Origin of the sequence: Streptomyces sp. GDS52 (genome assembly GCF_052246875.1) — a bacterium.
Classification (GTDB): domain Bacteria; phylum Actinomycetota; class Actinomycetes; order Streptomycetales; family Streptomycetaceae; genus Streptomyces; species Streptomyces cathayae.
Map to the genome: position 1 here is coordinate 627930 of NZ_CM125966.1, position 13141 is coordinate 641070.

A 13141-nucleotide genomic window follows, 5' to 3' on the forward strand; every position below is an offset into this window, starting at 1 on the left:
CCGGCCCCGCGCAGGGGTCGGGCGGGGCCTACTCCTCCGGCAGGTGCGCGTCCGGTGCGTCCAGGCGGTGGCTGGGGAAGCTCGAGCGGGTGGCCGCCTCGTGGCGCATCCGCAGGAACTCCAGGTGCCGCTCGTACTGGTCGAGGGCGTCGGCGATGAGCTGTTCCTTGGTGTACCCCATCACGTCGTAGTCCTGGTTGCCCTCGGCGAGCCGGACCTCGAAACGTACGTAGGTGTCGTGCGTGCTGACCGACCGGGTGGCGAACGCGGGGGTCGGCAGCACGACGGGCCGGACCTCGTAGAGGAATTCGTCGCCGGGGCCGATCGGTACCCGCAGGCCGACATGGGGAAGGCTGTTCTCCTCGTCGATGCCCTCCAGGACCTCCGCCTCCGCTCCTTGCTCCCGCAGCTCCTGGGCGACCTCCTGGAAGGCGGGACGGCACACGTGGTCGACGAATCTCACGGCCGCCCGCCTGCCGGGGAACGCCATCGTCCGCGCCAGTCGATGCCGCCAGTTCGGCGCCCCCGGCAGACCGTGCTGCGTCATACGTCCGGAGAGCCTCCCGGGCAGCGTGGTGATCCTCGCCTCCGCCCGCATCCGCTCGGTGCGCAACGCCAGATAGAGCCCGGCCATGATCAGGAACATGACGAAGGAGAAGGGCAGCCCCATGATGATGGTGGCGTTGGTGAGCGCGTGCACACCGCCCACGATGAGCATGGCGAGGGTGAGCAGCCCTGTCGCCACCGCCCAGAAGATGCGCAGCCACGTCGGCGCGTCGGTCACCGGGGTGGGCAGCTCCGCGCTGAGGTTGCCCATGACCAGGGCCCCGGAGTCCGCGGAGGTGACGTACAGCAGCAGCCCGACGAAGGTCGCGAGTCCGGCGCTGAACAGGAACCCCGGATACTCCGCCAACAGGTTGTAGAAGCCCTGCTCGGGGACGTTCATGGCCGTTTCGCCGAACGCGGTGTTCCCGTCGCGCACCAGGAACAGGGCGCTGTTGCCGAAGATCGACAGGAAGAGGCCGGTGAAGAGGAACGGGATGATCAGGGTCGCCGCGATGAACTCGCGCAGGGTGCGGCCTCGGGAGATGCGGGCCAGGAAGAGTCCGACGAACGGCGCCCAGGCGATCCACCAGGCCCAGAAGAAGAGCGTCCACGCGTCCAGCCACTCGACGGGCTGGTCGTAGGCGAAGGTGTTCAGGGTCATCGAGGGAAAACGGCTGACGTAGTCCCCGACGTTCTGGACCACGGCGTTGAGCAGCCGGAACGGTTCGCCGACGACGAGGATGTAGAGCATCAGCAGGGCGGCGAGGACGACGTTGAGCTGTGACAGCCTGCGGATGCCCTTGTCGACGCCGGAGGCCGCGGAGAAGGTGGCCATCCCCACCGCGACGACGATCAGGGCGATCTGTGCGGCCAGCCCCTCTTCCACGCCGAAGAGGACCTTCAGGCCGTAGTTCAGCTGCACCACGCCGATGCCGAGCGTCACGCCGATGCCGAACACGGTGCCGATGATGGCCGCCAGGTCGACGGTGTCGCCGATCCGCCCGTGGATGCGTCGGCCGATGATCGGGTAGAGCGCGGAGCGGATCGCGAGCGGCAGATGGTACCGGAAGGAGAAGTAGGCGAGCGCCATGCCCATCAGCGCGTACATGCCCCAGCCGGTGATGCCGTAGTGGAACAGGGTCCACACCACGGCCTGCCGGGCGGCCTCGAGCGTCTCCGGATCGCCCTGCGGCGGTGCGAGGTAGTGGCTGACGGGCCCGGAGACCGAGAAGAACATCAGGTCGATGCCGATGCCCGCCGCGAACAGCATGGCCCCCCAGGTGAAGACACCGTAGTCGGGCCTGGAGTGCTTGGGGCCCAGCTTGACCGTGCCGTACTTGGACAAGGCGATGAAGACGACGAACAGCAGGTACAGGGTCGCGGCGAGGAAGTAGTACCAGCCGAACCAGTGGGAGATCTTGCCGACCGCCACGCCGATGACCGTTTCCGCACCGGAGGGGGTGATGATCGCCCAGATCGAGATCGCGAGGATGAGGGAGGCCGACCCGAAGAAGACCACGGGTTTGAGCCGGACCGTGCCCATCGGCACCTCCTCCGCCGCCATCTCCTCCGGCACGGCTCCGGTGCCCTTGTCTCCATCGGTCGACACGGTCGAATTCCCCCTTCATTCAGGACGAGGACAGGGACGAGGGCACCGGCTCTCGACGGCCGGCGGCATGCGCGGCGGGCGGAAGACCTCTCGCCGGTGTCCGCAGGTCCGCGGACCGGTCACCGTGCCGTCGCCTTGCCGGTGGGCCCGGGCTTGCCGGTGAGCAGGTCGGCGGCGCGTTCGGCGGCGAGCAGGACGGTCACCATGGGGTTGATGGTGGGCATCGTCGGGAACACCGACGCGTCGACGATGCGTACGCCCTCGACGCCGCGCAGCCTCAACTCCGGGTCGCAGACGGCCATCGGGTCGTCCGCCGCGCCCATGCGGCAGGTGCCCGCCGGGTGGTAGACGGTGTGGGCCGCGCGGCGCCCGTACTCCGACAGGTCGGCGTCGGAGGTGACGTCCGGGCCGGGCGCGACCTCGCGGACGAGCCAGCCGCTCAGGGGTTCGGTCGCGGCGACCTCCCGGGCCAGCTTGAGCCCTTCGACGATGGTGCGCTCGTCGTGGCCACCGGGGTCGGTGAAGTACCGGAAGTCCAGGGCGGGGTGCTCGGCCGGGTCGGAACTGCGCAGCCACATACGGCCGACGGAGCGGGCCCGGGGCACGTTCGGCGTCATGCACACCCCGTGCTCCGGGACGGGGTAGCCCAGGCGTTCGGTGTTGACGGTGAACGGCACCTGGTAGAAGTGGAACATCAGATCCGGGCGCGGCTGCCCCTTCTCGAGACGCAGGAACAGTCCGGCGTCGGAGTCCATCGCGGAGTTGGGCGGCAGTGGCTCCTTGGTCTCCCAGACCATCACGGACTCGGGGTGGTCCAGCAGGTTCTCCCCCACGCCGGGCAGGTCGACCCGTACCTCGATGCCCAGGCGGCGCAGGTCCTCGGCCGGGCCGATGCCGGACAGCATCAGCAGGCGCGGGGTGTCGATGGCGCCGGCGCACAGCAGGAGTTCGCGTTCGGCGCGCACGGTGGCGGGCTCACCGTCGGCGCCGCGGACGGCGACCCGGGTCAGCCTCCCCGACTCGTCGGTGAGCAGCCGGTGGGCCCAGGTCTCCAGGAGGAGGGTGAGGTTGGGGCGGCGGTCCATGACGGGGTGGAGGTAGGCCACGGAGGTGGAGGACCGCAGGTTGCCCTCCGGTTCGTAGGCCAGGGAGAAGAAGCCGGTGCCGTCGGCGAAGGGTTCGGCGTTGAAGTCGTCGATGACGGGGACGCCGGTGGCGCGGGAGGCGGCGGTGACGAAGTCCTTGGCGATGGGGTTGCGGTCGGCCTCGGCCACCGGGACGATCTTGGTGAGCAGCCGGTCGCGGTAGGGGAGGATCGTCGCCGGGTCCCAGCCGGTGCAGCCGTGGGCCACCCAGTCGTCGAGGTCCTGCGGCAGCGGCAGGAAACTGATCAGCGTGTTGTGGGAGGAGCAGCCGCCCAGCACCCGGGCCCGTGAGTGCAGGATGTGGGAGTTGCCACGCGGCTGTTCGACGGTGGTGTAGCCGTAGTCGAACTCCGAGCCGAGCAGGTTGATCCAGTTGCGCAGACGCAGGATGCGCTCGTCACCGACGTCGCTGGGGCCGCCCTCGATGACGCAGACACGGCAGTCGGGGTCCTCGCTCAGACGGGCGGCGAGCACACAGCCGGCGGTGCCGCCGCCGACGATGACGTAGTCGTAGGAGGACTCGGCGCCGTGCGGGGTGGTGGAGGCCATGGGATGCCTTTCTTCGGTGGCCGTCGGGAGGGGCGGGCGGTATGCCGCGTCGTGCTGCCGTGCCTGGTCAGCCCTTGAACCAGCCGGAGGGCCCCGGGGCGAGGTTCTGGTAGATGTGCTTGGCCTCCTGGTACTCGCGCAGGCCCGTGGGGCCCAGCTCGCGCCCGACGCCGGAGCGGCCGAAGCCGCCCCACTCGGCCTGCGGTACGTAGGGGTGGAAGTCGTTGATCCACACGGTGCCGTGCCGCAGCCGCTGGGCGACGCGCTGGGCACGGCTCGCGTCGGAGGTCCACACGCCGCCGGCCAGGCCGTAGCGGGTGTCGTTGGCCAGCTCCACCGCCTCGTCCTCGGTGTGGAAACGCTCGACGGTGACAACCGGTCCGAAGACCTCTTCCTGCACGATGTGCATGGACTTGTCGCAGTCGGCGAAGACCGTCGGCAGCAGGAAGAAGCCGCGGCTCAGCGCCGGGTCGTCGGGGCGGGTGCCGCCGGTGACTAGCCGGGCGCCCTCCTCCCGGGCGACGGCGATGTGGCGTTCGACCTTGTCACGGTGCTCGGCGGAGCTGAGCGGGCCGCTCTCGGTGCCCTCCTCCATGCCGCTGCCCAGCCGGATCGACTGGGCGCGCCGGGCGAGGGAGTCGACGAACCGGTCGTACAGGGAGTCCTGGACCAGCAGGCGTGAACCGGCGGAGCAGACCTGCCCGGCGTGCAGGAAGGCGGCGTCCAGCGCGTAGTCCACGGCGGCGGCGAAGTCGGCGTCCTCGAAGACGATGTTGGGGTTCTTGCCGCCCAGTTCCAGGGCGACGGTCTTCGGCCCCTCGGCGGCGGCGGCCATGATGGTGCGTCCGGTGGCCAGGCCTCCGGTGAAGGACACCAGGTCGACCTCGGGATGGCCGGTCAGGGCCGCGCCGACGGTCGCCCCGGAACCGAGCACCAGGTTGGCGACGCCGGGCGGGGCGCCGGCCTCCTCGATCAGCCGGATCATGGCGATCGTGGTGAGCGGTGTGGTCTCGCTGGGTTTGAGGACGAAGGTGTTTCCGGCGGCCAGCGCCGGCGCCACCTTCCACGAGGCCTGCAGCAGCGGGTAGTTCCAGGGGGCGATGAGCGCGCACACCCCGACCGGCTGGTAGACGACACGGCTGAGGACGTCCGGGCCGACGTCCACGACACGGCCGCCGTCCTTGCCCGCGAGTTCCGCGAAGTAGCGGAAGGCGTTCGCCACGTCCTCCACGTCGAAGCGGGACTCGGTCAGCGTCTTGCCGGTGTCGGCGGTCTCGGTGCGGGCGATCTCCTCCTTGTCGCGCAGCAGCAGGTCGTGGACGCGCATCAGCAGGTCGGCGCGCCGGCGGGTGGGGGCGTTCGCCCAGTCCCCCTCGTCGAAGGCACGCCGGGCGGCGCGCACCGCGCGGTCCACGTCGGTGGCGTCCGCCTCGTCGACGGTGGTCACGACGGAGGCGTCGTACGGGTTGACCACCTCCCGCCGCCCGCCGGCCGCCGCCTTCGTCCACTCACCGTCGATGTACAGCTCGCCCACCGCGGGGCCTCCTTCGCGTCCGGCCGGTACCGATCGGTTGCCGGTCGGCAACACGGTCATCGTGCGGTCGGCGGCTCCGGGGCGCACGGCCACCGTCGCGACCGGGTGGTCCGGGTGCCCCGGGCGGGCTAACGAACGGACGGGGCGGGAGGACCGGACGGGCAGGGCGGGAGGACCGGAGAAGCCGACCGGGGCGGGACGAGCTGGTCGGGGCGGGACGGGACGGACGGACGGGACGGGACGGTCGGGAGGTGTGCGCGGAGGTGACGCGTGGGGCGTTGTCCCGGCAGCGGGCGTCCCTGTGTCAGGCCGGCGGTCCGTCCCGGCCGGCCAGGCAGCAGTCGCCGCACTTCGAGCCGTCCGGCACCCGGTAGTAGAGGCAGCAGCTGCGGCGGCGGAACGTGAGCCCCGGGCCGGTGATCACTCCGGTGCCCGCGAGCCGTCCGGTGTCCAGCAGCCGGGTGGTGAGGTCCGTGAGCGGCTCGTGCAGCTCGGGGCGGGCCGACAGCAGGACCTGGGCCGATCCGACGAGCGCGGAGGCGGCGTTCCCGTCCAGCAGTCGCGGGGCGATCTTGACACGCAGTCCGCTCTCGAGCGCGCGCAACTGCCGCATCACCTGCTCGTTCAGGGCGAGAGCGGGGTCGGGGAGCCGCTCGGCGTACCAGCCGGCGGGGCGGGGCAGGCAAAGGGCCGGTCCGTCGTCGGCACGCCGCAGCTCCGTCAGGTCCGGGACGATCCCGTGCAGCAGCACGCACGCCAGGGCAGGGGACCAGAGGCGGGCCGCGTGCCCGAGGTGGGCGATGGACACGCCGATCCGCGGTTCGCCGGTGCGGTACCGCCGCGCGACGGCTTCGGCCAGGTCGGTGAAGCCGCGCGCGGCGGACCGGTCGAGCAGGTGCCGGCCCTCGTCCGGGCCGCCGACGGGCAGGACGAAGAAGCCGCCGAGGGCCGCCACCTCGTGCAGGGCCGCGGTGACGGCCTCGGTGGGTGCCTGAGCCTGAGCGTGTTCGGTCATGCCGGGGCGTTTCCTTTCCGGCGGGCGCCGCGTCGTGGGTTCGAGGGAGGCGTGGTGACCCGCTCGTGTGGACAGCGGCACCGGCCCTGAGGGGGCGGCCTGGTGAGCGCGGCCTCAGAGGGCCGTGCCCCGCCGCGGCGGCCTGACGGTGTAGAGGTCGAGGATGTCCGGGAGGGGCGCGACGCCGGGGCCGCCGGCGTGCGCCCAGGCGACGATGTCCTCGATGGCGTCGGGGTCGTTGACCAGCCCCAGCCAGACGGGCCGGCCGCCGGCCGACCGGCCCGCCGCGGAGGGCTGGACGACGATGACGTTGGCCTGTTCACACAGGTCCAGGCAGGCGGACACCCGTGTCGGAACCGCCGCGCGCAGGCGCGCCGTCTGCGCCGCGTGGTCGACGCCGGGCACCTTGGAGCTGCCGCAGCAGCAGTCCCGGCACACGACGACCCGACAGGGCGCGGGAGCCTTCGGCGGGGCGGGCAGCGGAACGGGCGGCGGGGCCGTGGCCTGACCGGACGTCACTTCGACCGGATTCACGTCGACGGACATACGTCCTCACCCCTCTCCCCGGGGAGATCCGCCCCGGTCGAAGTCCCGCAGCTCTGCGGCGAGTGAGCTGACGGCCGCGGGGTTGCGCGGGCTCTCCACCAGGTCCACGTAGTCGAGGACGACGATCCGGTCGTTCTTGACGGCCGAGACCTGCGCGAGCGGCGGATAGGACGTCAGGAACTTCCGCTTCTGGTCGGCGCTGGTGTCCCCGTAGTCGTTGATCACGATCACCTCCGGGTCACGTTCGACGACGGTTTCCCAACCGACCGTCGTCCAGCTGTCCTCGAGGTCCTTCATGATGTGGTCACCGCCCGCCTTGGTGATGATGTCGTGCGGACCCGCGTACGCACCCGAGGTCAACGGCTTGTCCCGCCCGTCGTCGTAGAGGAAGACCCTCGGACGGTCCGCCCCCTTCGGCGCCTTCGCCTGCGCTTCGGCCACCTGCTCTCGGAACGTCGCGACGAGGGTGGTGGCACGGTCCTCGACGTCGAAGATCCTCCCCAGGTTCCGCAGGTCGGTGTAGAGAGCGTCGAGCGGCGACATCACGCCCCGTGCCTTCCCTCTCCCGTTGCGGCACGACTCACTCAGCAGATACGAGCCGACGCCCACCTCCTCCAACTCGGCGGGGGTGAAGCCGGTTCCCTCGCTGAAGCCGTAGTTCCAGCCGGCGAAGACCAGATCGGCGCGGGCGTCGAGGACCAGCTCCTTGTTGATCCGCTCCTTCGAGAGCCACTCGGTCTTTTGGTAGGCGTCCTTCCAGGGAACGGACGTGAGGTCGCCCTTGTCGTCGGGCATCACATAGCCCGCCATGTGCCCCTCGAGCCCGAGCGCGAACATGATCTCGGTGATGCCGACGTCGTTGGTGACCACGCGCCGGGGCGCCTTGTCGTAGGTCTTCTTCTCTCCGCAGTTCTCCACGGTCACCGGATAGTGGCCGTCACGGGCCGCGGAACCGTCCTTCTCCCCTTCCTGAGAGGTGACCTGCGCACCGCAGCCGGTGAGGAGCAGGGCTGTGGCGAGTGCGAGTGCGGCGGGGCGCACCGGGTGCGGCATGGTGGCGGTGACTCCTCAAGTAGCGGACTGAGCGGGCTGATCGAGCTGATCGGACCGGGCGGACCGAGCGGACCGAGCGGGCAGGAGGCGGTCGAAGAGCAGCTGTACGGCGCCGGTCTCCGGATGCGGGACGCGATGCGCCCGCACGCCGAAGACCTCGGCCAGCAGCTCGGGGGTGAGCACCTCGTGCGGAGCGCCGGAGGCGACGATCCGGCCGCCGTCGATGACATGGAGCAGATCGCAGTGGAGTGCGGCGAGGTTGAGGTCGTGCAGCGCGGTGAGCACCGTCAGCCCGCTGCCGCGCACCAGAGCGAGCAGTTCCAACTGCTGGGCGATGTCCAGGTGGTTGGTGGGTTCGTCGAGCACCAGCACCCGGGGGCGCTGGGCGAGCGCCCGGGCGATCAGGACCCGTTGCCGCTCGCCGCCGGAGAGGGTGAGGAAGCCGCGGTCGGCGAGGTGACCGGCGCCGACCCCCGCCAGCGCGGCCTCGCACGCCCCGCGGTCCTCCTCGGTGGTCCGGGCCGCCGACCGCTGATGCGGCAACCGCCCCATCGCCACGACCTCGGCGACCGTGAAGTCGAATTCGGTGACCGCCTCCTGGGGCAGTGCGGCCACCCGGCGGGCGCTTTCCCGCGCACTCATGGCGTACAGGTCCTCGCCGCCGAGCCGGACCGTACCGGCCGAGGGGCGCAGCGCCCGGTAGACACAGCGCAACAGGGTAGATTTCCCACTGCCGTTGGGCCCGACCAGCCCGACGAGCTGTCCCTCGGCCGCGCCCAGTGTGACCTCTTCCAGCAGCCGGGCGCCGTCGGCCTCGACGGTCAGTGCGTCGACGTCGACCTGCATCACATGCCCCCGAAGGTGTAGGAACGGCGGCGCATCAGCAGGACGAAGCACGGCACGCCGATGGCCGCGGTCAGTACGCCCACCGGCAGTTCGACCGGCGCGAGCACCACGCGGGACAGGATGTCCACCCAGATCAGCAGGACGGCTCCGGCGAGCGGTGCGACGGCCAGCAGCCGCCGGTGGTCGGCGCCGACGAGCATCCGCACGGCGTGCGGAACCATCAGTCCGACGAAGCCGATCGCCCCGCTCACCGCCACCACCGCCCCCGTGACGGCCGCGGAGACCAGGAACAGCTCCTTGCGCAGTCTCCCCGGGTCCACTCCCAGCGCGGCGGCCGTCTCGTCGCCCATGGCCAGGGCGTTCAGCCGACGCGCCGACCACCCGAGATGGACCAGGCCGCCGAGCACCGCCCCCGCGGCGATCGGAACGGAGGCCCAGTTGGCGCCGCCGAGGCTGCCGAGCAGCCACATCATCGCGGAACGGGCCGCCTCACCACGCTCGGCCACGAACACCATGAACGTGGTGACGGCCGAGAAGCCGTAGAACATCGCGGTGCCCGTCAGGACGAGCCGCAGCGGGCTCAGGCCGCGAGGGGTGCGGGCGATCGCGTACACCAGCACCATGGCCAGGAGCGCGGAGAGGAACGCCGCCGTGGACAGGGCCCAGACGCCGAGCGCGCCGAAGGCTCCGAAGATGAGCACGGCGTTGGCGCCCACGGCCGCGCCCGAGGAGATGCCCAGTACGTACGGGTCGGCGAGAGCGTTGCGGACCATGGCCTGCACGGCGACGCCGATGGCCGACAGTCCGGCCCCGACGATCGCGGCCAGCACGGCCCGGGGGAAGCGCAGCTCCCAGACAATGGTGTACGCCGGCACCTGGCCGGGGGTGATGGAGCCGCCCGTCAACCCGGCCCACAGATGGTGCAGCACCTCGCCCCAGGCGATCCCCGACGCCCCGATCCCCACCCCGCAGACGAGGGACAGGGGCAAGGCGGCGCCCAGGCCGATCAGGAGAAGGGGCAACGGCACGCGTCCGGGGGACCCGGTCCCGGCTCCGGTACGGGGCGTGCGGGCGGGCGTGGCAGGGTCGGTTCGGAGGGTGGTGGCCACGGACGGATCGCTTTCGCCTCAGGCCGTGCCCCTACGCAACACTAAGGAGCGGCCCCGGGCGCGGGCGCCCTGCGCAGCACCTCTCGCAGTCCACGGCGAATGACAGGAGCCTTCGCACCGCGGGTAATCGGGCTTGCGGGGCCTTGGAGTGGCTCCACCTACCGTTGCGGGTCAGCGCCGGAATTCGACCGGACTTCCCCCGCGGGGCATGTGCAGCTTAGCGCGCCCGCCGGAGCAGCCCCGCCGGTGGTGGCGGAGATCACCCCCACCGGCACTCCCACCGGGCCTCTGCACCTGCCCTGCTCAACGGCCTGGCAGGCCGCCGGCGGCCTGGCCCGGCGAGGAGCTGGACGCGTGCGGCCGGCTGACGCACGGCATCGGGAACCTCTGCGTCGGCACCGACCGTGAACCCGACCACGACGCACGCCGACTGGTCGCACTCCTCATCGCAGGACTGCACCAGGCCCCGGACCGAGATGGGTCCAGGGCCTGGCGCCCAGCGGCTCGGCGGGGAGCGGGGAGCGGCCGGGGCTCCCGGCCGGTTCAGGCGGCGGCGCCGGCCGTTCCGCCGCCGCCGGTGGCGACACCGCCGGCCGGCCTGGTCGCGGAGAAGGGAGGCGTGTCCTGCCGGCACGTCGTTCCGACCGGCGGGAGGGTGCCGTCGACGAGGTAGCGGCTCTCGTGCGCCGTGACGCAGCTGCTGGGGTTGATCAACGCGGTGTGCCCGTAGCCGTCGTTGGTGAGCAGGCGGGCGTTGGCCAGTTCCTCGACCATGGCCTGCGCGTTCGAGTAGGGAGTGGCGGGGTCGTAGGTGGTACCGACCACCAGGACGGGGTGTGCCGTCGGCTTGTCCCACGGACCGCGGTAGCGGTCGGCGGCGACCGCGGGCCAGGTGGCGCACCCCTCGGCGGCCCAGGTCCAGAAGCGTCCGGCGTCGCCCGCACGAGCGGCGGCGGCCTCCTCCATGGCGTGGTAGGCCCCGGGATCACGCGGGTTGGGACTGTCACTGCAGAGCACCGCGGCACCCTGCTCCTCGCCCAGGTACGGGTTCGGGTCCGGAACCGCCGGTGGGGGCGGGGGCGAGGCCGGCTCCGGGGCGCGGCCCCGCCACAGGTCCTGCAGCCGGCCGGCGAGGTCCGTCCACCCCGGGTGGACGACGTAGAGGCTGCTCACCGCGTCGGCGACCGTGCCGGCGTAGGTCCACGCGCCCACGGGCTGCTTCCGGAGCCGCTGCATCAGCTGGTCGAACTTGGTCCGGGTCGCCTTCGGGCCGCCGGCGGAGAAGGCGCAGTGGGCGGTGGTGGTGGACCCGCACAGGGCGAGGAACCGATCCAGGGTCGCCGCCGCGGTGCGGTCCGAGCCCATGCGCAGGAACGTCGTGAGCCGGGGGTCGGCGTCGGACGCGTGATGCGTCCAGGCCTGCGGGTCGATGTTGCTGTCGAGGACCATGGCTCGGACCTTGCCGGGGAAGAGGCCGGCGTAGGTGGCGCCCAGGATCGTGCCGTAGGAAATCCCCTGGTAGGTGAGGTGCGGCTCCCCCACCGCCCGGCGGAGCAGGTCGAGGTCGCGGGCGGTGTCGGTGGTCGACACATGGCGCAGCAGTTCGGGGTCACGCTGCTCACAGCGCCGGGCCAGGTCCTTGTACGCGGCGATGAAGGCCGCCCGCTCCTTCTCGTCCACCGGGAAGCCCGCCGGTTTGCCCGCGTTCCATTCGGCGGCTTCCTCGGGAGTCGCGAAACAGTTCACCGCGGTGCTGCTGCCGACTCCCCGGGGGTCCCAGCTGACGATGTCGAACCGCTCCCGCACCTCGCGCGGGAACTTCTCGTAGTTCTGCGGCATCTGCACGGTTCCGGGACCGCCGGGGCCGCCGGGGTTGAAGAAGAGGGTGCCGATGCGCCGGCCGGGGTCGGTCGCCTTCCGTTTGACGACCGCCAGCTCGAGGGTGCGGCCACCCGGTCTGCCGTGGTCCAGCGGCACCTTCGCGGTCGCGCAGTCGAACTCGCTGCCCCGGACGCAGGGGCTCCAGTCCAGTCGAGGGACGGGCACCGAAGGTGCGGGGGCACCGCCGGCCACGGCGAGGTCCTGGCCGGCCAGTACGGTCGAGCAGGTCACCAGCGCGGTGACGAACGCGGCATGACGTCTGCGGACCGCTGTGAATCGGCGTATGAGGGGCATGGGCATACTCCGTTCGTGGGTTCTCCGTGGCTGAACGCCCCGGGCCGCCGACGCCCTGGCCGCGTGCGCGTCCGGGTCCACCACACAGCGGTCCGTCGGTGCGCGCTCGGCGATACAGCCGAATGGCCCAGCCCTCGCGCCCCGGCCCGGCGCACGGTGGTAAGCGGCGCCATCCGGGCGGGCCGGCGGCCCACCCGTCGGGGGTGGATCGGTGAGCCGCCGGCCGGGAGCGGTCCGGGCGCGGCGCGGACCGGCTCCTCACCGGTGAACTGCTCCTCGTCGTCCGGCGGTGGCCGGCCGTGCGGGAGGAGGTCCTACCGGCCGGGCCGGCGAGAACGTCATGTCTGACGGTGTCTTCGGCCGGACCGGCCGGTGGGAGTCCCCTACGTCTGACGGTGCGGTGCGCCCCCAGGGCCGCCGATCGTCCCGGGTGGTCAGGCGGCGGCCGACCCTCCGTTCAGCGCGGCCACGATTTCCTCGTCCTCGAACTCTCCGGTGGGCGTGAAGCCCAGCGACGCGTACAGGCGGACGGCGGGGGCGTTCTCCGGATGGTAGGAGAGCCGGATCTCGCGGCAGGACGGCAGTGTGGCGAGGCGCCGTATCAGGACGCGCATCGTGGCGCGGCCCACGCCCTTGCCCTGCTCGGCGGCGTCGACGACCATGCCGCCGATCCAGTGGGTGCCGTCCTCCTCGTCGTACGCCCACATGACGTGGCCCACGACCTCGTCACCGGCCCGGACCGCGAGGGAGTTCCAGGTTCCGTCCCGCAGGGAGAGCAGCAGATAGCGTGCGCCGAGGGCGGCCACGAACCGGCGCTGGTCGTCGGCGGGAGCCACGTCGGCGACGGCGCGCCAGTTCTCGTCCGTGATCTCCTCGAGCACCACGCGCCGGCCCTGGCGGTCGGTGTCTGTCTTCGTCATCAGACCTGTTCTTTCGCTCGATACGGGTAGGGCGGCCCGGGCGGGCCTGGTCGGCCGTCGGCGGGGGCGCCCCGTAGGTCCGCGCCCGCTGCCC

The 13141-nt window shown here is 71.9% G+C and carries 10 protein-coding genes and 1 riboswitch; all 10 genes read right to left on the reverse strand.

The annotated features are described in order from the left end of the window. Positions 1-28: 28 nt before the first annotated feature. Positions 29-2155, reverse strand: a complete 2127-nt coding sequence (gene betT, locus ACTWJ9_RS03005) for a choline BCCT transporter BetT (protein ID WP_443295135.1) — start codon at positions 2153-2155, stop codon at positions 29-31. A 119-nt stretch (positions 2156-2274) separates the two neighbouring features. Further along, positions 2275-3849, reverse strand: a complete 1575-nt coding sequence (locus ACTWJ9_RS03010; protein ID WP_387034502.1) for a GMC family oxidoreductase — start codon at positions 3847-3849, stop codon at positions 2275-2277. Positions 3850-3916: 67 nt separating this feature from the next. After that, positions 3917-5383 carry an aldehyde dehydrogenase family protein gene (locus ACTWJ9_RS03015; protein ID WP_387034504.1) on the reverse strand — a complete coding sequence of 489 codons (1467 nt, stop codon included), beginning with the start codon at positions 5381-5383 and terminating at the stop codon, positions 3917-3919. Positions 5384-5687: 304 nt separating this feature from the next. Further along, positions 5688-6398: a (2Fe-2S)-binding protein gene (locus ACTWJ9_RS03020; RefSeq protein WP_279332467.1), complete on the reverse strand. Its 711-nt coding sequence runs from the start codon at positions 6396-6398 to the stop codon at positions 5688-5690. A 114-nt stretch (positions 6399-6512) separates the two neighbouring features. Next, positions 6513-6944 carry a (2Fe-2S) ferredoxin domain-containing protein gene (locus tag ACTWJ9_RS03025; RefSeq protein WP_443295136.1) on the reverse strand — a complete coding sequence of 144 codons (432 nt, stop codon included), beginning with the start codon at positions 6942-6944 and terminating at the stop codon, positions 6513-6515. A 6-nt stretch (positions 6945-6950) separates the two neighbouring features. Continuing rightward, on the reverse strand, positions 6951-7997 hold the full coding sequence (locus tag ACTWJ9_RS03030; RefSeq protein WP_443295137.1) for an ABC transporter substrate-binding protein: 1047 nt from the start codon (positions 7995-7997) through the stop codon (positions 6951-6953). 15 nt (positions 7998-8012) lie between these two features. Beyond that, positions 8013-8843, reverse strand: a complete 831-nt coding sequence (locus tag ACTWJ9_RS03035; RefSeq protein ID WP_443295138.1) for an ABC transporter ATP-binding protein — start codon at positions 8841-8843, stop codon at positions 8013-8015. Beyond that, on the reverse strand, positions 8843-9952 hold the full coding sequence (locus ACTWJ9_RS03040) for a FecCD family ABC transporter permease (RefSeq protein ID WP_443295139.1): 1110 nt from the start codon (positions 9950-9952) through the stop codon (positions 8843-8845). The genes ACTWJ9_RS03035 and ACTWJ9_RS03040 overlap by 1 nt, the downstream gene beginning before the upstream one ends. Before the next feature lie 101 nt (positions 9953-10053). Beyond that, positions 10054-10174: riboswitch (cobalamin riboswitch) on the reverse strand. A gap of 321 nt (positions 10175-10495) precedes the next feature. After that, complete coding sequence (locus tag ACTWJ9_RS03045) at positions 10496-12127, reverse strand: alpha/beta hydrolase (RefSeq protein WP_443295140.1); 1632 nt, start codon at positions 12125-12127, stop codon at positions 10496-10498. Positions 12128-12561: 434 nt separating this feature from the next. Further along, the gene (locus ACTWJ9_RS03050) at positions 12562-13047 is read right to left on the reverse strand and encodes a GNAT family N-acetyltransferase (RefSeq protein ID WP_279332473.1); all 486 of its coding nucleotides are present in this window, start codon (positions 13045-13047) and stop codon (positions 12562-12564) included. Positions 13048-13141: the final 94 nt, after the last annotated feature.

Excerpts from the sequence above, each read along its gene's own strand:
- ACTWJ9_RS03025 (WP_443295136.1), bottom strand. The coding sequence starts at position 6,944 with ATGTCCGTCGACGTGAATCCGGTCGAAGTGACGTCCGGTCAGGCCACG.
- ACTWJ9_RS03010 (WP_387034502.1), bottom strand. The coding sequence starts at position 3,849 with ATGGCCTCCACCACCCCGCACGGCGCCGAGTCCTCCTACGACTACGTC.
- ACTWJ9_RS03020 (WP_279332467.1), bottom strand. The coding sequence starts at position 6,398 with ATGACCGAACACGCTCAGGCTCAGGCACCCACCGAGGCCGTCACCGCG.
- ACTWJ9_RS03045 (WP_443295140.1), bottom strand. The coding sequence starts at position 12,127 with ATGCCCCTCATACGCCGATTCACAGCGGTCCGCAGACGTCATGCCGCG.
- ACTWJ9_RS03035 (WP_443295138.1), bottom strand. The coding sequence starts at position 8,843 with ATGCAGGTCGACGTCGACGCACTGACCGTCGAGGCCGACGGCGCCCGG.
- ACTWJ9_RS03030 (WP_443295137.1), bottom strand. The coding sequence starts at position 7,997 with ATGCCGCACCCGGTGCGCCCCGCCGCACTCGCACTCGCCACAGCCCTG.
- ACTWJ9_RS03050 (WP_279332473.1), bottom strand. The coding sequence starts at position 13,047 with ATGACGAAGACAGACACCGACCGCCAGGGCCGGCGCGTGGTGCTCGAG.